Below are 19,924 nucleotides of genomic sequence, written 5' to 3' on the forward strand. Positions count from 1 at the left end.
AAGGAGCATGATTGCTCCTTTTTTTATACCTAAAATAAGCCGCTATACAACTTCCCTTTCATAACTGCGCCTCACTAACCCAAGTATAGATTACTGTATTAAGTGAGCGCTCTTACGCACTCTGTGCGAAGCTAAGCAGCCATTGCTCCTACGGTCACTTCAGCTTTAAATACCATATATTGCGCACCGCTTTAAGCAGCCTTTTATTTAGGCTGCTAATGTTGGTATTACTGTTTTTGAGAGACGCTAACTCAAAGAGTAATTAAATCGTAGGCAATAAAAAACCCGCAACATGTGCGGGTTTTTTTAAAGAGTTACAGAGCTAATTACTTAGCTGCTTTTTTCTCTTTTTCTGCAGCGATTACAGTGTCAGCTACGTTTTGTGGACATGCTGCGTAGTGTGAGAACTCCATAGAGAACTGACCACGACCTGATGTCATTGTACGTAGTGAACCGATGTAACCAAACATTTCTGATAACGGAACGTCTGCTTTAATGCGAACGCCAGTTAAACCAGCTTCTTGGTCGCTTAGCATACCACGACGACGGTTAAGGTCACCGATTACGTCACCAACGTGATCTTCTGGCGTGAACACGTCAACTTTCATGATTGGCTCAAGAAGTTGTGCGCCCGCTTTAGGGATCGATTGACGGAAAGCGCCTTTAGCAGCGATTTCGAATGCGATTGCAGATGAATCCACGGCGTGGAAGCCACCGTCGAAAAGTTCTACTTCAACGTCAAGTACTGGGAAGCCAGCTAGAACACCTTCGTTCATCATTGACTTGAAGCCTTTCTCAACTGCAGGCCAGAATTCTTTCGGTACGTTACCACCAACAACTGATGAAGTGAACGTGAAGCCTGAATTCGCTTCGCCTGGCTTGATGCGGTAATCAATTTTACCGAACTGACCAGAACCACCAGATTGTTTCTTATGCGTGTAGCTATCTTCGATTTCACGAGTGATAGTTTCACGGTAAGCAACCTGTGGTTGACCAACAATAAGGTCTACGCCGTAAGTACGCTTAAGGATATCTACTTTGATATCTAAGTGAAGCTCACCCATACCTTTAAGGATAGTTTCGCCTGAATCTTCATCAGTCTCAACTTGGAAAGACGGATCTTCTGCAACCATTTTTCCGATAGCAATACCCATTTTCTCATTACCGCCTTTATCTTTAGGCTGTACAGCAATCGAGATTACTGGAGTTGGGAATACCATTGGCTCTAGAGTTACTTTGTCTTTCGGATCACATAGAGTGTGACCAGTTTGAACGTTTTTCATACCTACGATTGCAATGATGTCACCAGCTTGTGCGCTAGTTAACTCTTTACGTTCGTCAGCTTGCATCTCAACCATACGGCCAACACGCTCTGTTTTACCAGTAAACGAGTTAAGGATAGTGTCACCCTTGTTAAGTTTACCTGAGTAAATACGTACGAATGTTAATGCACCAAAACGGTCATCCATGATCTTAAATGCTAATGCTTTGAAAGACTCATCAGCAGATACGATTGCATGCTCGCCAGTTTCGTTACCTTCTTCATCCATAAGAGGTTGAGGGTCAACTTCTGTAGGAGATGGTAAGTAATCAACAACAGCGTCAAGTACTAGTTGAACACCTTTGTTTTTGAATGCAGAACCACAGAATGTAGGGAAGAAAGCAAGGTCACGAGTACCTTTACGGATACAACGCTTGATATCTTCTAAAGAAGGTACTTCACCTTCCATGTACGCTTCCATTAGGTCATCGTCTTGCTCTACAGCAGTTTCGATAAGCATTTCATGGTATTCGTCTACTTTGTCAACCATGTCTGCAGGAACGTCTGTGATTTCGTAGTTTTCAGGAAGACCAGTGTCATCCCAAACGTATGCTTTTTTAGTAAGAACGTCTACAACACCAACGAAGTCATCTTCAATACCGATTGGTAAAGTCATAACTAGTGGTACAGCACCAAGTACTTTACGTACTTGCTCAGTTACACGGTAAAAATCAGCACCCATACGGTCTAATTTGTTTACGAAGATAATACGTGCAACTTCTGATTCGTTAGCGTAACGCCAGTTAGTTTCTGATTGTGGCTCAACACCACCAGAACCACAGAATACACCAACACCGCCGTCTAATACTTTAAGTGAACGGTAAACTTCAACTGTGAAGTCAACGTGTCCAGGAGTATCGATAACGTTGAAACGGTGATCTTTCCAGAAACAGCTTACTGCCGCAGACTGGATAGTAATACCGCGCTCAGCTTCTTGATCCATGAAGTCAGTAGTAGATTCACCATCATGAACCTCACCTGTTTTATGGATAGTACCTGTAAGCTTCAGGATACGCTCAGTAGTAGTGGTTTTACCCGCATCAACGTGCGCGAAAATACCAATGTTTCTGTACTTCGATAAATCTGCCATTATTTTACTCTTAATAAAGTCGATAAATTATTCGGCGGGAGTATAGCATTACTTAAAGCGAACATCACCATACAAGTCGCTTAAAATGCAATCAATTCAATAAAATTTTTCTAGATTTACATCAAGCACTGGTTAAATAGCACTGATTATTATGTAACCCATTAAAAAGATTATGTTTTATTCTTGTAATCTGAAGAGCGCTCAGTTACTTAATTATTTTGTAACAACGCTCTGGCCTGCCAATACTACCGTAGCTTTGATCAGCACTTAACTTTTCAGACTCTAATAAAAACTCTAAATAGCGACGAGCAGTTGAGCGGCTTACCCCCACTAAATCGCCCATTTGCTGAGCAGTAAATGCACTTGAATCATGCTGTACGAATGCATCATGAATTTTTTGCAATGTAAGTTGGTCAACGCCTTTGGGCAGCCTAATAGCACCCTGCTTTTTCTCTTTTGAGCCGAATAACACATCAACCATTGATTGGGTCACTTCGTTTGCATCAGAAAAACACTGTTGACGCGCCTCAAAGCGCGAAAGAGCTTGATCTAATCTATTTAACATTAACGGTTTAACTAAAAAGTCACAGGCACCAAGTTGCATTGCTTTTTCAAGTGTTTCAACTTCTTTGGCAGCCGTTAGTAGCATCACTTCGCTCTTAATTTCACGACGCCGTAAATCTGATAATAAATCGAGTCCGTTACCATCAGGTAAATGTATATCGAGTAAAATAAGATCTGCCTCTATCGCTTGCAACAGAGCTATTGCAGTACTTAAATTACCTGCAATTCCAACCACTTGGTACTGTCCTTGGCGTAAACCCTGTTTTGCAATTTGACTTCCCGCAGCGCCCCCCGGCAGTAATAAATACTGGGCAATTAGCTGTGCAACTTCAACTTCGTCTTCAATTATAATTACAGAATAGGTCATTGCTTAATTACTCTTATTATTTTGGAATATAAACACTTAACCGCGCCCCTAATAAATCCGACTCACCAATTTCTAAACTACCACGGCAGGAGTCTAAATTGGTTTTTACTAAGTACAAACCAATACCGTGTTGCGCCCCAGACTTAGAACTAAATTGAGGCGTAAAAATGACTTCATGATCAGAGCCTAAACCAAACCCTGTATCTTCCACATCAAACAATAAAGTTTGACTGGTTTCGTCAACTGTTACCCTTACTTTAGCAGGGCGAGTATCAGATGCTCTAATAGCAGCTTCAATGGCGTTATCTATTAAATTGCCTAAAATAGAAACCACTCGTTCAAGCATATCCTTACGTTCTATAACACCAAGCAAACTATCTTGGTTAAGCTCAAGAGCAACATTAAGCTCTCGTGCTTTGTGGTATTTTCCCACCAATAAACCAGCTAATACGGGGTCTTGAATCCGCTCAAGTAAGTTGTGAATTTGTGCTTGAGAACCCTGACTTTCCTGCCCTATAAGTTCAATTGCTTGCTCGTTTTTGCCCATTTGTACTAAAGCACCAATTAGGTTTAATTTATTCGAGTAATCATGTGTTTGAACACGAAGTAACTCAGCAAATGCTTGTACTTTTGTTAGCTGCTGACTTAAATATTCCAGTTCATCAGACGGGCGCATACTGAGCAAAATACCATCATCCTGACCTTGAACTTGTAAAGAAAACCGCGATAAAATAATTCGTTTATCTGCAGCAAATAACTCAAATCCAACAATTTTGCGGCTTTGATTGCGCAGTAAAAACTCAGCATGCTCAGGCAATAGGTCTTCTAGAGTAAGGTTTTTATGAATTGTAGATGTAGGCTTATCAAGAATTTCGCAGGCACGTTGATTTAGTTTACGCACGGTTCCATCAGGCTCCAGTGCAATAATGCCGCTACGTACAGTATTTAAAATAGCATCCTGCTCTGAAAATAATCTTGCTATCTCATCTGGTTGCAAACCAAATATAGCATTACGTACTCGTTGACCAATATAAACCGCGGCAATAATACTTAAACCAACAAGCATCAGCCCCCAAATAAGTATTTCAGCACTACGAGATAAAATAAGCGGATCAATTGATTGCACCAAAAAACCAACAGACACTAGGCCTATAATTTCATTGTTAGCATTATATACAGGTACTTTACCGCGAATTGACTCCCCCATGCTGCCATGAGCTACCGATATATAGCGCTCGCCTTGAAGGGCCTCCTGACTATCACCTCCAACCATAGGTTTGCCAACTTTGTGCTCATCAGGGTGTATTATACGCAGTGCATTAATATCGCCAACCACTATAAAATCAGCGCTTGTTAGCTCCGTAAGGCTCTCTATTTGCAAATTAAATGCTGTTAAATCACCTTTTCCCTCTAACGCATTTATTACATCAGTTCGTGTTGCGACACTACTTGCTACAGCGAGTGCTTTATCACCTATGTGATTATGTAAACTTTGCGCCGTAAGCTGATACACCAACGCCCCAAACAATATTGCTTGTAAAACACATAGCCCAGTTACCCAAATAATTAAACGTGTTTCTAATCGTTTAGGTTTTTTTACCATGCTCTGCAATGGGCTTGGTTTGTTGGTGTTTGTCATTAACGTCCTTATTAAGCTTGCTCTTGCTGTAACCTAGAAGCTGTTTTATCCGCACGGCGCTGCTTCAAATAATCTTTTAATGGGAACAACAACACTAAAATAGAAAGTATAAAAATACTTAATGTGAGTGGCCTATCCCATAAAAAGCTTAATGAGCCATCCGAAATCATCATTGAGCGACGAAAGTTTCGCTCAATCATATCGCCTAAAATAAAGCCAAGTAACAAAGGAGCCATTGGAAAGGCCAATAGGCGTAATATTAACGCAACCAAGGCAACACCAACCATCATAAATAAGTCGAATGTGTTAAACGACACCAAGTACACGCCAATTAAACTAAAGAACAAAATCATAATGGTTAATACCGACTTTGGCATTGCTAATACTTTTGCAAAATAAGGAATGAGAGGTAGGTTTAAAATCAATAAAACAATGTTGCCAAAATACATGCTTACAATGACAGACCAAAATACACTTGGGTTTTCTTGCATGAGCATAGGGCCTGGCTGAATACCATATGCTATTAATGCTCCTAGCATAATGGCCGTCGTGCCAGAGCCAGGAATCCCCAATGTTAATAAAGGTACAAATGAGCCTGTGCATGCTGCATTATTTGCAGACTCAGGAGCGGCAAGACCACGTAAAGAGCCTTTTCCAAATTTTTCTTTTAGGCCTTCAGGTGCCAAATTTCGCTCAGTGGCATAGGCCATAAAGCTTGCAATAGTGGCTCCTGCGCCAGGTAAAACACCAACAATAAATCCTAAAAATGACGAACGGCCAACAACCGGCGCCATATCTTTAACTTCGCCTTTTGTTAATTTAGTTGAACCTATTTGCGGCGTATCTGAATCATTAAGACTTTTAGCGTCTTTCTTCTCTGGCTTAACAACATTAATTAATGCCTCAGCAAGTGCAAACGTTGCCATTGCAATTAATAAAAAGCTAATACCATCGAGTAAGTCGGCTTGTCCAAAGGTAAATCGCTCGGTGCCCGAGGATGGATCTATACCTACCGTTGCCAGCATTAAACCAAATACTGTCATCATCATTGCTTTTAAAAATTGGCCTTTATTTGAAAATGCAGCAATAGCTGTTAAACCTAAAAACATTAGCACAACATAATCAGGAGATTGAAAGCTCAACGACACCTTTGCTAGTAGAGGTGCGGCAACCATAAGTAGTATGGCGCCTATAGTTCCACCTATAAATGAGGAGTAAGCGGCAATAGCCAAGGCTTTACCAGCATGCCCTTGCTTTGCTAACGGATAGCCATCAAAAGATGAAGCCACCGTACCCGCCACCCCTGGCGCATTTATTAAAATGGATGATGTAGAGCCACCAAAAATAGCGCCATAATAAACCCCAGCCATTAAAATCATCCCTGAATCAGCACCTATGCTGTAAGTAATAGGGATCATCAATGCAATAGCAGTTATTGGCCCAAGCCCAGGTAACATACCAATAAAAGTACCCACCAAACAGCCTGCTATCACGTACATTAAATTATTAAAGTCGAGCACGGTCGACAAACCAAGCATAATTCCATCAAACATAACTTAACTCCATAAATCGCCCGGAACCAAGTAAATACCTAATACTTGAGTCATCAAAAACCAAAACACTACGGCAACAGGAATAGAGGCAAACAATAGAATCTTCTTGCGCCTTTCACCCATTACAAAAAAACCCGCTAATAAAAAGGCGCTGGTCGAGATTAAAAAGCCAACAGGCTCCAACATTGCACTATAAATCACCATTAAAACTAATAAGCCTAAAGTTCGTACGACATGCGACTTTTCTAGAGGCTGGTTTTCTGCCGCTTTTTCGTTTGGCTTAAGCAAAGTAGAACCGATAGAAAGCAAGCACACCACAATGCCAAAAGCTGCGTATACTTTTGGTAATGTAGCAGAAGTAACCGTTTCGTATTCTTCAAATGGTAATAGTGGAATTTGCCACGCCACAATGGCGTAGAGTGTAAATAGCGCCAAGAATAAACTTGGCCCTAGTAGTTCGCGATTCATCATAAAAACCTCGATTAATCCGCTTTACGAATAAAGCCAAGCTCTTGCATTACCACTTTAAGCTGTGCTTCTTGTTTTTCGAGTGACTGGATAAATTCATCTTTTTCTTGAAAGAGATTTAACCAGCCATTTCGTGCGCGAACAGTTTCCCACTCAGGAGTTGATTGTAATTTACGAAGTTTCTCGGTGTATTGAGCAAGTTTATCGGCAGGTAAATTAGGAGCAGCAAAAAAGCCGCGCCAATTAACAAACTCCATATCGTAACCCATCGACTTTAACGTAGGTATTTTAGGGTAATCCGCTAAAGCTTCTGGCGATGTAACTGCTAACACCCTCGCCTGCCCGCCATTTGCAACTTCTAACGCCTCGCTTAAACCGGTAGAAAGTAAGTTTACTTCACCAGAGAGTAAACCAGCTTTTGCTTTACCACCGCCATCGTAAGGAATGTAACGAATTCTGCGGCCATCAACCCCGCCTGCTTTAGCCGCTTGTGCAGCAACTAAGTGATCCATACTGCCACGGGCAGAACCACCCGCTACTTTAATTGAGCTTGGGTCTTCTTTAAGCGCTTTAATAACATCCTGCCAGGTTTTATAGGGCGAATCGTTACGAACAACAAAGGCACCAAAATCAGCAATCATATTGGCTACGGGAGTTAAATCTCGGTAGCTATAGGGAATTTTCCCCGTTAAGGCGCGCAATACAATAGGCGTTGAATTAACCATTAATATATCGCCTTTTTTAGTACCTGATTCTATTAAGTAGGCAATGGCGCGCCCGCCGCCACCGCCCGACATATTCTGAAAAGACGCATTATTATCAATGCCAGCCTTTACTAAACCTTCACCTACACCGCGCGCAGTTGTATCCCATCCGCCACCTGGGCCTGCTGGTACTAAAAAGTGAATATCGGCCAATGCCATAGGGCTGCTTAGTACTAATGATGCCGCTAATAATGTTGTTTTAACTGACTTAAATAATTTCATTGTGTGTCCCCTTAAAATAAATACTGCATACGTGCACTAAATCCCATACCAGAGTCTTCATCACCTACAAGCGCAGCGGTACCTGGGCCATCTACATCGCTGTAGATAAGATTGCCCATAAATTTAATGTCACTACTAACGTAATAGCTTGTACCAAGTGTGTAGGTAGTTACTTCGCTACCTTGGTTTTTACTCGTTGCATCCATTTGCGAAACTCGAGCAACTAACTCCCATGCATTTTTAATATTTTTAGGTTGTACAAATAGTGCAGAGCCAGCTTTATACTGTCGTTGCTCACCCCCTAAAAAGTAACTTGCTGAGATATGAAAGCCGTCAAAGCGCTCGCCATCTAGATCATCGCTGCTATTGAGCGCATCTAAAGCACGGCTTGCGTATTCTGCCTCTAATGTTAAAGAGTCAGCCTGAAAAGCAAATTCAAGCCCAGACTGTGATAAGCTATCCAGTGCTACCGCTGTGCCGCCTGTAGCATAATTAACAAGGCGTACATTAGTTTCGCGCACTTCACCACGCGCAAAACGCTCGCCTAGTTCATTGCCACCCATATCACGGTATGAATGCCATGCACCTAAATGAATCACGTCACCAGGTGCTGCACTTGACCACGTAGCACGCCCTGTAATAGCAAGTGTTAGACGGTCGTTTTCATCGTTACCCGTTGCACCAAAGGCATCATTTTTATAAACCCCAACGGCATATCGAAAGCCTGAGTCTTTAAAGTATTGATAAGCAGATACGCCCCAACGGAAAAAAGGCGAGAAAGTATTAGCAAGCGTACTACGCTCAATAGTATTAATGTGCTTTGAACTAGTAAGTGCGTTTAGCGACATGTCTTCACGGATTTTACCCGCTTTAATTTTAAGACCGTTTTCAAAGGCGTAACGCACGCGGGCAAGTACAATTTCGGCATCCCCTTCGCCAAATTCTAAAAGTAATTTGTGATCCCAGTTTCCATGCTCGCTCTCTACGTAGGTACGAATACGACGAGGGAAGAAGTCGCTTCCACCTGAGCCGTCATTGCCTGCGTTATAGGCACCTTCAAAATAGTTGTAATCAAGCTGTACTCGTCCTCCAAACTCCAAATTAAAGCCACTTGATGTTTTTAAAGAGTTAACTTCTTTTTGCAATGCATCTAATTGTGCTTGTAGTTTTTGAGTATCGTTATCGGCTAAAGCTGATGTGCTAGCCAACGCTGCTGTAATTGCTAAAGCGAGCTGTGTGTTACTTGCTTTCATTATTTTCTCCACGCTGTGTTTGTATCTTTATTGTCAGGTAGATAAGCGACGACAAACTGCTATCTAAAGCGCAGCTTATTGTTAACGTGAAATTAACGAAATATTTTGAGGGAAAGGTGCATTGATGACGGTAAAGTACATTTTGTTCATAAAAACCATGAACAAAATAGACATAAACAAAAACTAATAAGAAGGGTCGTGAAGTACACCTATGCGATGACTAAAAAACGCACTTAATAAAATAAGAATTATTTGCATTTAGGTGTTGACAGTTTATTAGATCTAACTGATAATCAATATCAACAAGGCGGGAATGCATACCCACTTGTGACGGAATGAACTAATTTGTTTCTCGACCCTGAAACAACGTGTGGCGCACGTAAACAGCTATGGTTACTTGTTATGAACCGCAACGCCCCTTGATGTTGATGATAAGTAACCGCCCTACTATTTTACTTGCTACATTGCTCATATCGGTGACGGTAGATATGAAACTAAAAAAGCCCTTACGGGCTTTTTTTATGTCTGTAATTTAGTGAGCAACATACTCACATAAATTCACATATTAACGGCGGTTTTTACGTGCACGTGCACGGCGCTGTTTTTTCTCTTCTTCTTTAGCGGCTTTTTTAGCCTCTGCAGCGGCGCGTAAGCCAGCTACCATAATTTCTTCTTCCTCACGCATGGCTGGGGTTTCCATGGTAATACGGCCGATAATCCCATCACGTAATTCGTTAATCAGTATTTCAGACATTTTATAGGTGTCTATTTGGTTACCGCCACGAATACAGCCACGCTTTTTACCGGCCATTTCTACAAACTCCCAGTCACTTTCTGGCAATTCATCTATTTTATAGCGTGCTTTTAAAAGCTCTGGGTAGGCTTTTAATAAATACTCTGCGGTATAACTTGCCACATCTTCGTATTCAAGCGCTGTATCACGTATTGCACCAGTGGCACCTAAACGATAACCCGAGTTCTCGTTTTCTACTTTAGGCCACAGCATACCTGGTGTGTCGTAAAGCATAATGCCGTCTTCAAGCTTAATACGTTGCTGCGCTTTTGTTACCGCAGGCTCGTTACCCGTTTTTGCAACTATGCGCCCAGCTAATACGTTAATTAACGTTGATTTGCCCACATTTGGAATACCCATGATCATAGCTTTAATTTGCTTATCGGCGCCCACTTTGTGTGGCACCAATTTTTTACAAAGCTCATTAATGCGGTGCACCTCAGCGGCTTTATCATGGCCAAACGCAATCGCTTTTACGCCACTTTCTTGCTCAAAATAGTCTTTCCACGCTTGGGTCATTTTAGGGTCGGCTAAATCCGCCTTATTTAAAATTTTGATGACCGGCTTGCCTTCACGAAGCGTAGTTACCATAGGGTTTTCACTACTGTAAGGAATGCGTGCATCAAGCACTTCAATGATCACATCCATTTGCGGCATTATTTCTTTAATCTCATTACGGGCTTTATTCATGTGCCCAGGGAACCACTGGATAGCCATTTTTAACTCCTAACATATAATTTGACGCTATTTTAACTGGCAATTCATTTAATTGCGCTATACTGGCGCAAATTTTTTTAGATTAGATATTATGGCTCTTAAATCTACCATTATTAAAGCGCAATTATCGTTAAGCGATATGGACCGTCACGTGTACCAAGATTTTAATTTAACGTTGGCACAGCATCCCTCTGAAACCGAGCAACGCTTGATGATTCGCTTATTAGCCTATGCGCTAAATAGTTGTGATGGCTTAGAATTTACCAAAGGCTTAAGTGCCGACGATGAACCTGAGCTTTGGCATGTAAACTACAGTGAAGAGATAGAGCTGTGGGTTGAGCTGGGCCTGCCAGATGAAAAGCGTCTTAAAAAAGCCTGCAATAAAGCTAAAAAAGTGGTGCTTTATACCTATGGCGAAAACAACCAAGCTATTTGGTGGCAAAAACATCAACCTAAGTTGTACGATTTTAAAAACTTAAGTATTTTTAGCCTTGATTACGCCGCCACTCAGGCACTTGCAGATTTAGCTGACCGCAATATAAAACTTACCATTACCGTTCAAGATGGTGATTTGTGGGTCAGTTCTGATACGGCTAATATCGAAATAAAACCACAACAGTTAATGTAAATTGTAGGTAAGGGCGTATGAAAATAAACCACGTTATTGTATTACACGGCCTTTATATGTCGGGCTTTGTTATGCGCCCGCTCTGCTCTCGTCTTGAACAGTCTGGAGTTAAAGTACTTAATCTCACTTACAATACGCTCGACCCTAACTTAAGCACCATATTTAAACAAATTGATGAGTTTATTGGTGATGAGCCCTCTGCATTAGTATGTCACTCTATGGGCGGATTAATTGCCCGCGCCTACTTAGAGGCAGGCACGCCAGCGAGTCACCATGTAACTAAAGTGATTACGCTTGGCACACCCCATCAAGGCAGCCACATAGCGCAAAAGATGAAGCAAAAAGGGTTTGAAACCTTTTTAAAAAACAGCGTCGAGTTTTTACTCACTAAAAATGGTAACTGGCCGTTTAAGGCCAAGCTTTACAGTATTGCTGGCGATTTGCCCATTGGGTTAATGCCGTTAATTGTCAAAGGCAGTCAGTCCGATGGCACCGTTTTACTAGACGAAACCAAGCTTAAAGGCATGGCTGAGCATAAAGTGTTTCATTTAAGCCATACCAGTATGATTTATTCTCGCCAAGTGCTTGAATACATTATTAAGTGCCTTAACGAAGCAGCCTAGTCTTCGCCCGCCTCTGCTATTTTATAACTGATTAAAAATATCACCCCCAAAATAAGTGGCATTGGCGCGGCAATGTAGCCAAACGTGTCGGCATTGGCAAAACTTGCGCCTGCTAAATGCGCCACCAGCCCCAATACAAATGCTATAACGGCTATACCTACCACTATTAACTCTGCTTTATTTTGTTTTACTGTTTTTGCATCCATAATCGCTCTCCAATAAATTTAAGATATTTATTTTGCTTGAGTGAATTATGCGCTACAGCCATAAGCATTTACTGATTTAGATCAATACATCAAATAGCCAATATTCAACCTTGTAGAAAACTTGTTTTAGATCACAATTTATCCATGTTTTGTCTTTATTTTATTGTTAAGGGGTAGAATTTTAATAAATTCAACCCATCTATATTGTATGAGTGATTTATTGCGCTGCACGTTATTAATAGTTAAAACCTATTGCATTGACTGGTTTAAACAATTTTACTAATTAATAGCACTGAGCAATAATGATCATCAGTTCATAAATAAACGGTTCATCAAGGAGCAAGGTATGTCACAGGTAAATGCAATTGGTTTAAACAGCGCAAAAAGCGAAGACATTGTTAAGTCACTCAATACATTATTGAGCAGCTACCAAATTCAATACATGAATGCGCGCGGTTTTCATTGGAATATTAAAGGCCGTAACTTTTTTGAATTACACATTAAATTTGAAGAGATTTACAACCTTCTGCTTGAAAAAGTAGATGAAATTGCTGAACGTATTTTAACGTTAGATGGCGCGCCACTTCATGCGTTTTCTGATTACTTAGAAGTAAGTGAAATTAAAGAAGCTAAAAACATTAGCGATGGTACGGCAGCCGTAGAAAACCTATTAGCTGGCTACAGCACACTAATTAAAATGCAACGTGAAGTACTTACTCAAGCAGGTGATGCAGATGATGAAGGTACAGCGTCATTAATGGGTGATTATATTTCAGAGCAAGAAAAACTAGTATGGATGTTAAAAGCGTACTTAGACTAAGCTAAAAAATAAGCCCTCAAAAGGGGAGGGCTACAAATAGGGAGAATCGTAAATTTCTTTGCGATTCGGATACTATATTAGCGCCCCCTATCGACTAAACAACGCCACTGTTACCAGTGGCGTTGTTTTTGGTTTAAGCGGAGCATAAATAATTTTAAAGCAAACCAGCCCACCCTTTTCGCGCTTGCATTAAAAAGCCCCAGCAACGGCTGGGGCTTTTGTTAATACCAGCTCCTTAATTAAGTGAAGCTGGAAAAACTACAATTGTTCAGTATTAACTGCTTAAAATTTACTTCTAAAACCAATATAGAAGGTTTGCCCGATTGGGTCATACGTACCTGCGTCGGTTTCAGTACCTGTGCTTGAGCCACTTACACCTGAAAGTATACGTGGAGGCTCTTTATCAAATAAATTGTTAGCGCCGGCGTATAGCTCTACCGCGTCACTTATATGATAGCTTGCTTGTACATCGTGGTAGGTTACTGAACCAATACCCACGCCGCCAGCAGGTATACCAAAGCCACTTAAGAATTGATCATCAAAGTCAGCAGCCCCTATGTAGGTCATGCTCCAGTTAAAATCAAAGTCATCAAGCTTATAGCCTAAGTTCCAGTTAGCTTTGTGCTCAGATGCGCCAATTTCACCAGCAAACTCATCTTTATCCGCACCCGGTAACGGAATAGTGTAACCGTCAATCAAGTAAGTGTATGCAAGGCGAGTTCTAAATGCGCCTGGGCCAATATCGGCAGAGTAAGTTAGTGTTAAATCAACACCTTCTGTTCCTAAGCCACCACTATTTGATACACCACTGTCAATAAACTCAAGTGAACCTGCGCTATTATTACCAGAAGGGCCGCTACGACGAGTTATAAAGCTACAGAAGCTATCATCACCACCGCCATAACATTGGTCTAAAATAAATTGGCGCGGTGTAGATACAATCGCATCTGTGATTTCTATATCAAAGTAATCAAGGGTAACGTCAAGGCCCGAAATTAGCTCCTCTGGGGTAAATACCACACCCATAGTCACAGAGTCGCCCACTTCTTCTTTTAAGTCTGGGTTACCACGGTTAAAACCACTAATACCCTGTAAATCAGACTGGTTAAGGGTAAACTCACCGTTTGATGCAATATTATTTGCAACACCCGCATCGGCACGACACGCATCACCTACAGCGCCACCGCCACTGTTTGTAACACCTATACATGGATCGTTTAAACCACTAGGGAATGTTTGCGAAGGCGGTGAAAATAACTCATCAATATTAGGCGCACGTGTAGAACGAGCACGGGTAGCACGAAGGCGTAAGCTATCCATCACTTCCCAATCAACACCTACGTTCCAGCTTTCTGTATTACCTACTGTTGAGTAGTCAGATAAACGGACTGCGGCGTTCACTGTTACCGCATCCAGCACAGGAATGTTAGCCTCAACATAGTATTCAGTTACATCAAAAGAACCTTCGGTTGCAGGAATTGCATTACCGGCATTTAAGCCTGCTTGCTGTAGGGCATCAAATTCACTGCGAGAAAACTCTTCGCGGTATTCAAAACCAGCCGCAATACCTACCATACCCGCAGGCAGCTCAAATAAATCACCTGAGACATTACCGCCAATAATTTCTTGCTCTACCGACGTAGAAAGCGTACTTGGTGCACTAACAAAATCAATTGCACCTTGCGATAGTGAATTAAATCCGTAAATGTTTACTGGCGCACAATTAAAGCCACGCGCTGTTGCATCAATACAAATCGCTTCATCGGTAATGCCATCCGCATCTAAATCTTGGCTATCAATTACCGCCTCTAAACCTTGGCGAAAGCTTTGTACATTTACTAAGCCACCTGATACTTGCGACTCTTTCGTTTTACCGTACACATAGTAGGTATCGTAAAACCAGCTGTCGTTAATCTCACCCTGAAAGCCCACAGCTAAGCGGAATGTATCACGCTCTGCACGGGCACCACGGTTACCTACATCACTTAAACGTTTTGCAAAAAAGATATCTCTAGCACCATCACCGTCGGTGTCTGTTGCTGCATTGTAGATATCATCTGGCACAAAGGCATTTCTGAGCATTTCGCCATTTACGTCAAACTCAATTGGCACGCGGCCATTGGCATAAATGTCATCTGAGGCAAACGGAAAAGGCTCTAACTCTGAAATAGTGGTACTAGATGCGTACGTCCCTTCAAAAAAGAAGCTGTGTTTATCTGTTAGCTCGTAACTACCATTTGAGGCAAATAAGTAGCGCTCTGTTGGTATAGCAATGGTACGTACGCCGCTTCGGTTAAAGCCGTTGGCATCTATACCGTCACCGCCATTGGTGCTAAACGAGTCTTGTAAGTTGTTGTTTGGATCGTAAGTAAAGCGTGTATCGCCCGCATCAAAACGCCCTTGTGGCGGAAATGATGAGAAAAACGGATTAACGGCTTCAAAAATAGAACCCGGGTTTGCCGCCGGATCGTCTTCAAAATAAATACCTGAAAATTGGTCTACTGCAGAGCGCTCACGGTCGCGTGAAAACACAGCTCCTTGGTCTGAGTAGCCTAAGTGGAACATGGCTTGACCTTTGCCATCACCCGTAGTTAAACCCGAGGTAAAAGAAAACTGGCGCGATTCATCATCGCCTTCGCTTGATTCGCCGTATTGGCCTTCAAACTCTACGCCTTCAAAGTCATCTTTTAGTACAAAGTTAACTACACCTGCAACCGCATCAGAGCCATATACTGATGATGCGCCACCGGTCATAATTTCCACGCGCTCAATAAATTGACTAGGAATGGTATTTAAATCAACTGCTGAGCTACCAGGTACACCCGATACATAACGGCGCCCATTCACAAGTACTAAAGTACGGTTTGAACCTAAGTTACGCAAATCAACAGTAGCTACACCCGCGCTTGCCGTCGAAAAGTTAGAGTTAGTGCGGCTAATAGCCGGAGAGCCAAATGCTGGGTTTTCTAGCAGTAGGTTTTGGATGTTTAAAGAACCCGATGCATCAATTGCCTCGCCACTTACAACCTGTATCGGTGCAGATGACATCGCCTCGGCTGAACGAATACGAGAACCCGTCACTTGCACGCGTTCTATTTTTTCTAGTTCGTCTTCTTCTGCGGCTATACCTTGAAAAGAAAAGCCAGCAAGCACTGTCGCACTAAGTGCTAAAGACAATGAAGATTTTTTAAATGTACGATTATCTAAGTTATTTATTTTTTTCATACTATAATGTCCCTGAAATGTTATTTTTGTAACTGGTTGGTTACAAACATTTCAACATTAAGTGGAATAATTTTAAGACACTATGCGCATTATTTAATAGGCATTTAGTCAGGTACAAACAGCAGGATATATGGGATGAAGGTACTTATCCCAGATTGTTATAAATTAGATTAAATTTTTTTTAACATTTTTTATTAAATACACGGTCTTTATAACTACACACTCTAGAGATGGATTTTTTTATGATTACTTACTTTCATGCACTAATTAGAGTTAGCACGAGCAAATTTGCAACATTCTTAACTCAGCAGGTGCAAGCTCACCGTCACTTTGATTCGCAAACACAACTGCCCGAGCAGCGTTTAGATCAAATAGATACCTCTCGTTTTAATGTGCTTTTTTACGAATTATCTAATTTAAATGATCCTACTCAAATAGTGCACCTAACTGAATTGGCTAAAACAATGAAAGTGGTGGTGATTGCTAGGTCGGCTGAATTTGCTAATTTTGCGTTTGAAGTCGGCGCAGTCGATTTTTTAACCGTCGATGCAACCGCTTCAAGGCTTGAAAAATGCTTCGATAAGCTTATTCATTTATGCCCATTAGCCACACAAGCCGAGCGCTTGTTTAAAGCCGCATCTGAAAACGAGCAACCCATTGCTGCACATATTGTTGTTAAAGATGTAGGTAAGGTACGTTTAATAGATATTAACGATATTGTATGGATAAACGGTGCGGGTAATTATGTAGAGCTGCACTTTAATGGTAACGGCGCCCCCGTTTTACACCGTGAAACCATGAAAAACATTGAGCAACAGCTAGAGCCTGAAGGTTTTATACGTATTCACCGCTCCACGCTTGTTAGAAAACATGCCATAAAAGAGCTTATGCCAACAGACAGCGGCGACTATAAAGTGAAGCTTAAAAACAATATCTCGTTAAATTTATCAAGAAGGTACAAAAACTGCTTAGAAAGCATTATAAGCCCCGTAGCATAGGGGCTTGTAATTCTATTTACCAGTAGGTTTTAATGTATTCATCGTCTGGGTGATGATGTAGGTAGCTTTCTGAGTCTTTATAAAAGTTAACTTCAATATCGCTGTTGCTCCAGACCTTCTCGAACATATTTTTAGCAATAATGTTTGCATATAAGTAATCTACGCGTTCGTAGCCACGCTCTTTTACGCTGGCAAAGTACGCCTCTAACGAGTCCATGCTATCTACAGTTATTAACTCAAATTCTTCTAAATTAACCACAACACACTTTACCGCGCCTTTGGGGTGCATACTTAGTTCGTTCACCACGCCATTCGTTAGTAAAGTAATTCCTTCATTATTAAAACTACCCATTAGCTTTAAATACATGGTAGGTGGCTGAGAGCAAATATAAAACTCTCCATGTGCTCCAAACATAAATAACCTTTTATATATCAGTGCTTCATTAAAGCTTAATACATTTTGCGTATTTTGCAGTTAATTTATAAGCGCGATAAAAAAGGCCATTTCGAGGGCTTTTTCTTCAAGGCTTTTAAAACGCCCAGATGCGCCGCCATGCCCAGCATCCATGTCGGTTTTAAATACCAGTATATTGTTATCGGTTTTGAGTTCTCGCATTTTTGCTACCCACTTCATAGGCTCCCAATATTGTACTTGAGAGTCGTGCAGGCCTGTGGTGACTAAAATGTGCGGGTAATCTTGGGCGCTAATATTATCGTACGGTGAGTAGGCGGCTATTACATCATAAAAGTGCTCATCGTTTGGGTTGCCCCATTCATCATACTCGTTAGTGGTAAGTGGAATACTTTCATCTAGCATGGTGGTTAACACATCTAAAAATGGCACATGACACCCTACACCTAAGTAAAGCTCTGGCGCTTGGTTTAATACAGCGCCCATTAACAAACCACCTGCACTGCCGCCAGAGGCAAATACTTTGTTTTTATCACCGTAGCCTTGCTCTACAAGAGCCTTTGTAATATCAATAAAGTCGCTAAAGCTATTTTGTTTATGCTCTTTTTTACCTTGCTCGTACCAATGGCGTCCTAGCATTTCGGAGCCTCTTACATGTGCAATCGCATACACAAAACCGCGATCTAGCAAACTCAATGAGGTACTCGAAAAGCTCGGATCTATCGTGTAACCATATGCACCATAGCCATATTGAAACAGCGGGTTAGTGCCATCTTTGGTAAAGGTGTCTTTTCTATAAACTAATGAAACAGGTACTTGCACGCCATCGCGTGCTGTCACGAATAAGCGCTCAGAGGCATAAAGTGCACTATCAAACCCGCCCAGTACTTGCTGCTGTTTTAACAATGTTTTTTTGCCTGTGGCTAAATCAACATCGTACAACGTTCCAGGCGTGGTTAGGCTTGAATAATAAATACGTACCGAACGTGCCTGTGGCTCGGGGTTCATCGCCACAGCGGCATAGTAACATGGGTCGCTAAATTCAAGCGCCATGCGCTCTTGAGCATGGTTAATAACAACAAAGCGAGCTTGACCTTGCTCGCGCTCAGTTAATACTAAAAAGTCGTCAAATATCTCTACGCCTTCAAGCAATACATGCTCACGGTGCGCGGTGTGCTCTTGCCACTGCGTTTTATCTGCAATCGTTTCGCTTGTTGCCGTCATCAGTCTGAAGTTTTTAGCTTGCCAGTTGGTTACTATGTAATAAGTATCACCGTGTTTATCTATATCAAACTCATGCCCTTCTTCGCGCGGTAGTAATGCGTTAAATTCTCCTTGCGGGTTATTGGCATCGAGCACCCAGGTATCGTTTGTTTCGGTGGTGGCCAAATCTATAATAATAAGGCTCTCGTCACGGCTTTTACCCAAGCCCATAAAAAAGCTTTTATCGTGCTCTTCATACACCATAACATCTTGGCTTTGCGCTGTGCCTAGTTCATGCCTAAACACCTGAAAACCCAGTAACGTTTGTAAGTCTTTTTTAACGTAAAATACGGTTTTATTGTCGTTAGCCCAAACAATTTGCCCTTCGGTGTTTTCTAAAACATCGCTGAGCATTTCACCTGTTTGCAGGTTTTTAAAATGTACGCTGTAAATTCTGCGCCCTTCGGTGTCTTCGCTGTATGCCATTAATTGCTCGCATGGGCTTAGCGCGACTTCACCTAGTTCGTAAAATTCATGGTTTTGAGCTAAAGCATTCACATCAAGAAGTAACTGCTTGTTATCGGTGTTAATACTTGTGCTTCTGTAATGGCGCGAATACTCATCGTCACCACGTACCTCTGAGTGATACCAGTACTTGCCATCTTTAACCGGCACCGTGTTGTCATCTTTTACGATGCGCCCTTTTAGTTCTTCAAAAATACTGTTTTGAAGTGGCTTTATTGCGGCTAGTTGCTCATCGCAGTATGTATTTTCGGCCGCTAAATGGGCGAGTATTTCTGGGTTTTCGCGCTCATCATCGCGCATCCAGTAGTAGTTATCGGTGCGCGTTTTATTGTGCATAGTTAATTGATGAGGTTGCTTTTTAGCAACTGGAAAACGAGCTAATGATTGAGAAGAAAATTCACTTAAAGACACAACAAAACCGTATAAAAAATAACAATGCAGGCAGTTTATCATAAAAATAAAAAAGCCCACTCATAGAGAGTGGGCTTGAGGTATAAGTCCAAATTTTAAAATTACTGCAATTTTATTCTTGT

At 41.5% G+C, this 19,924-nt stretch carries 16 protein-coding genes; 4 read left to right on the forward strand and 12 right to left on the reverse strand.

Going from position 1 to position 19,924, the window contains the following annotated elements:
* Positions 1-326: 326 nt before the first annotated feature.
* The 8 genes from fusA to ylqF form a co-directional block, all read right to left on the reverse strand.
* Positions 327-2,411 carry an elongation factor G gene (fusA, locus tag MTF68_RS15895; RefSeq protein WP_024033968.1) on the reverse strand — a complete coding sequence of 695 codons (2,085 nt, stop codon included), beginning with the start codon at positions 2,409-2,411 and terminating at the stop codon, positions 327-329.
* Between the two features lie 205 nt (positions 2,412-2,616).
* A complete protein-coding gene (locus tag MTF68_RS15900) occupies positions 2,617-3,342 on the reverse strand; it encodes a response regulator (RefSeq protein ID WP_248463031.1) in 726 nt (241 codons plus the stop codon).
* Positions 3,343-3,358: 16 nt separating this feature from the next.
* Positions 3,359-4,981 (reverse strand): sensor histidine kinase, encoded by a 1,623-nt coding sequence (locus tag MTF68_RS15905; RefSeq protein ID WP_126008603.1) that lies wholly within the window; start codon positions 4,979-4,981, stop codon positions 3,359-3,361.
* Between the two features lie 11 nt (positions 4,982-4,992).
* Complete coding sequence (locus MTF68_RS15910) at positions 4,993-6,534, reverse strand: tripartite tricarboxylate transporter permease (RefSeq protein WP_248463033.1); 1,542 nt, start codon at positions 6,532-6,534, stop codon at positions 4,993-4,995.
* Between the two features lie 3 nt (positions 6,535-6,537).
* Positions 6,538-7,005, reverse strand: coding sequence for a tripartite tricarboxylate transporter TctB family protein (locus tag MTF68_RS15915; RefSeq protein ID WP_004587461.1), 468 nt, complete (start codon positions 7,003-7,005; stop codon positions 6,538-6,540).
* A gap of 11 nt (positions 7,006-7,016) precedes the next feature.
* Positions 7,017-7,988, reverse strand: a complete 972-nt coding sequence (locus MTF68_RS15920) for a tripartite tricarboxylate transporter substrate-binding protein (RefSeq protein ID WP_126008605.1) — start codon at positions 7,986-7,988, stop codon at positions 7,017-7,019.
* A gap of 11 nt (positions 7,989-7,999) precedes the next feature.
* Positions 8,000-9,241, reverse strand: coding sequence for a porin (locus MTF68_RS15925; RefSeq protein WP_248463035.1), 1,242 nt, complete (start codon positions 9,239-9,241; stop codon positions 8,000-8,002).
* A 565-nt stretch (positions 9,242-9,806) separates the two neighbouring features.
* Positions 9,807-10,751 carry a ribosome biogenesis GTPase YlqF gene (gene ylqF, locus MTF68_RS15930; protein ID WP_054983594.1) on the reverse strand — a complete coding sequence of 315 codons (945 nt, stop codon included), beginning with the start codon at positions 10,749-10,751 and terminating at the stop codon, positions 9,807-9,809.
* Positions 10,752-10,842: 91 nt separating this feature from the next.
* Here ylqF and MTF68_RS15935 point away from each other — a divergent pair, with 91 nt between their 5' ends.
* On the forward strand, positions 10,843-11,379 hold the full coding sequence (locus MTF68_RS15935; protein ID WP_248463036.1) for a YaeQ family protein: 537 nt from the start codon (positions 10,843-10,845) through the stop codon (positions 11,377-11,379).
* 17 nt (positions 11,380-11,396) lie between these two features.
* Complete coding sequence (locus MTF68_RS15940) at positions 11,397-12,002, forward strand: alpha/beta hydrolase (RefSeq protein ID WP_004585990.1); 606 nt, start codon at positions 11,397-11,399, stop codon at positions 12,000-12,002.
* Here the strand turns inward: MTF68_RS15940 and MTF68_RS15945 are convergent.
* Positions 11,999-12,208 carry a hypothetical protein gene (locus MTF68_RS15945; protein ID WP_024033977.1) on the reverse strand — a complete coding sequence of 70 codons (210 nt, stop codon included), beginning with the start codon at positions 12,206-12,208 and terminating at the stop codon, positions 11,999-12,001. The genes MTF68_RS15940 and MTF68_RS15945 overlap by 4 nt on opposite strands.
* A gap of 346 nt (positions 12,209-12,554) precedes the next feature.
* Between MTF68_RS15945 and MTF68_RS15950 the strand changes: the two genes are divergently transcribed.
* On the forward strand, positions 12,555-13,028 hold the full coding sequence (locus MTF68_RS15950; protein WP_004585992.1) for a Dps family protein: 474 nt from the start codon (positions 12,555-12,557) through the stop codon (positions 13,026-13,028).
* 282 nt (positions 13,029-13,310) lie between these two features.
* On the opposite strand, the gene MTF68_RS15955 is transcribed toward MTF68_RS15950, so the two are convergent.
* Positions 13,311-16,253: a TonB-dependent receptor gene (locus tag MTF68_RS15955; protein ID WP_248463037.1), complete on the reverse strand. Its 2,943-nt coding sequence runs from the start codon at positions 16,251-16,253 to the stop codon at positions 13,311-13,313.
* Positions 16,254-16,495: 242 nt separating this feature from the next.
* On the opposite strand from MTF68_RS15955, the gene MTF68_RS15960 reads away from it, so the two are divergent.
* Positions 16,496-17,251: a LytTR family DNA-binding domain-containing protein gene (locus MTF68_RS15960; RefSeq protein ID WP_248463038.1), complete on the forward strand. Its 756-nt coding sequence runs from the start codon at positions 16,496-16,498 to the stop codon at positions 17,249-17,251.
* A gap of 16 nt (positions 17,252-17,267) precedes the next feature.
* Here MTF68_RS15960 and MTF68_RS15965 read toward each other — a convergent pair whose 3' ends face one another.
* On the reverse strand, positions 17,268-17,666 hold the full coding sequence (locus tag MTF68_RS15965; protein ID WP_055255445.1) for a hypothetical protein: 399 nt from the start codon (positions 17,664-17,666) through the stop codon (positions 17,268-17,270).
* A 60-nt stretch (positions 17,667-17,726) separates the two neighbouring features.
* Complete coding sequence (locus tag MTF68_RS15970; RefSeq protein ID WP_248463039.1) at positions 17,727-19,802, reverse strand: S9 family peptidase; 2,076 nt, start codon at positions 19,800-19,802, stop codon at positions 17,727-17,729.
* Positions 19,803-19,924: the final 122 nt, after the last annotated feature.

The organism is Pseudoalteromonas sp. 2CM37A (assembly GCF_023161885.1).
Lineage (GTDB): Bacteria > Pseudomonadota > Gammaproteobacteria > Enterobacterales > Alteromonadaceae > Pseudoalteromonas > Pseudoalteromonas atlantica.

Bases quoted from the DNA above. Each gene is read 5' to 3' on its own strand.
- fusA (WP_024033968.1), bottom strand. From the start codon at position 2,411: ATGGCAGATTTATCGAAGTACAGAAACATTGGTATTTTCGCGCACGTT.
- MTF68_RS15900 (WP_248463031.1), bottom strand. From the start codon at position 3,342: ATGACCTATTCTGTAATTATAATTGAAGACGAAGTTGAAGTTGCACAG.
- MTF68_RS15905 (WP_126008603.1), bottom strand. From the start codon at position 4,981: ATGACAAACACCAACAAACCAAGCCCATTGCAGAGCATGGTAAAAAAA.
- MTF68_RS15910 (WP_248463033.1), bottom strand. From the start codon at position 6,534: ATGTTTGATGGAATTATGCTTGGTTTGTCGACCGTGCTCGACTTTAAT.
- MTF68_RS15915 (WP_004587461.1), bottom strand. From the start codon at position 7,005: ATGATGAATCGCGAACTACTAGGGCCAAGTTTATTCTTGGCGCTATTT.
- MTF68_RS15920 (WP_126008605.1), bottom strand. From the start codon at position 7,988: ATGAAATTATTTAAGTCAGTTAAAACAACATTATTAGCGGCATCATTA.
- MTF68_RS15925 (WP_248463035.1), bottom strand. From the start codon at position 9,241: ATGAAAGCAAGTAACACACAGCTCGCTTTAGCAATTACAGCAGCGTTG.
- ylqF (WP_054983594.1), bottom strand. From the start codon at position 10,751: ATGGCTATCCAGTGGTTCCCTGGGCACATGAATAAAGCCCGTAATGAG.
- MTF68_RS15935 (WP_248463036.1), top strand. From the start codon at position 10,843: ATGGCTCTTAAATCTACCATTATTAAAGCGCAATTATCGTTAAGCGAT.
- MTF68_RS15940 (WP_004585990.1), top strand. From the start codon at position 11,397: ATGAAAATAAACCACGTTATTGTATTACACGGCCTTTATATGTCGGGC.
- MTF68_RS15945 (WP_024033977.1), bottom strand. From the start codon at position 12,208: ATGGATGCAAAAACAGTAAAACAAAATAAAGCAGAGTTAATAGTGGTA.
- MTF68_RS15950 (WP_004585992.1), top strand. From the start codon at position 12,555: ATGTCACAGGTAAATGCAATTGGTTTAAACAGCGCAAAAAGCGAAGAC.
- MTF68_RS15955 (WP_248463037.1), bottom strand. From the start codon at position 16,253: ATGAAAAAAATAAATAACTTAGATAATCGTACATTTAAAAAATCTTCA.
- MTF68_RS15960 (WP_248463038.1), top strand. From the start codon at position 16,496: ATGATTACTTACTTTCATGCACTAATTAGAGTTAGCACGAGCAAATTT.
- MTF68_RS15965 (WP_055255445.1), bottom strand. From the start codon at position 17,666: ATGTTTGGAGCACATGGAGAGTTTTATATTTGCTCTCAGCCACCTACC.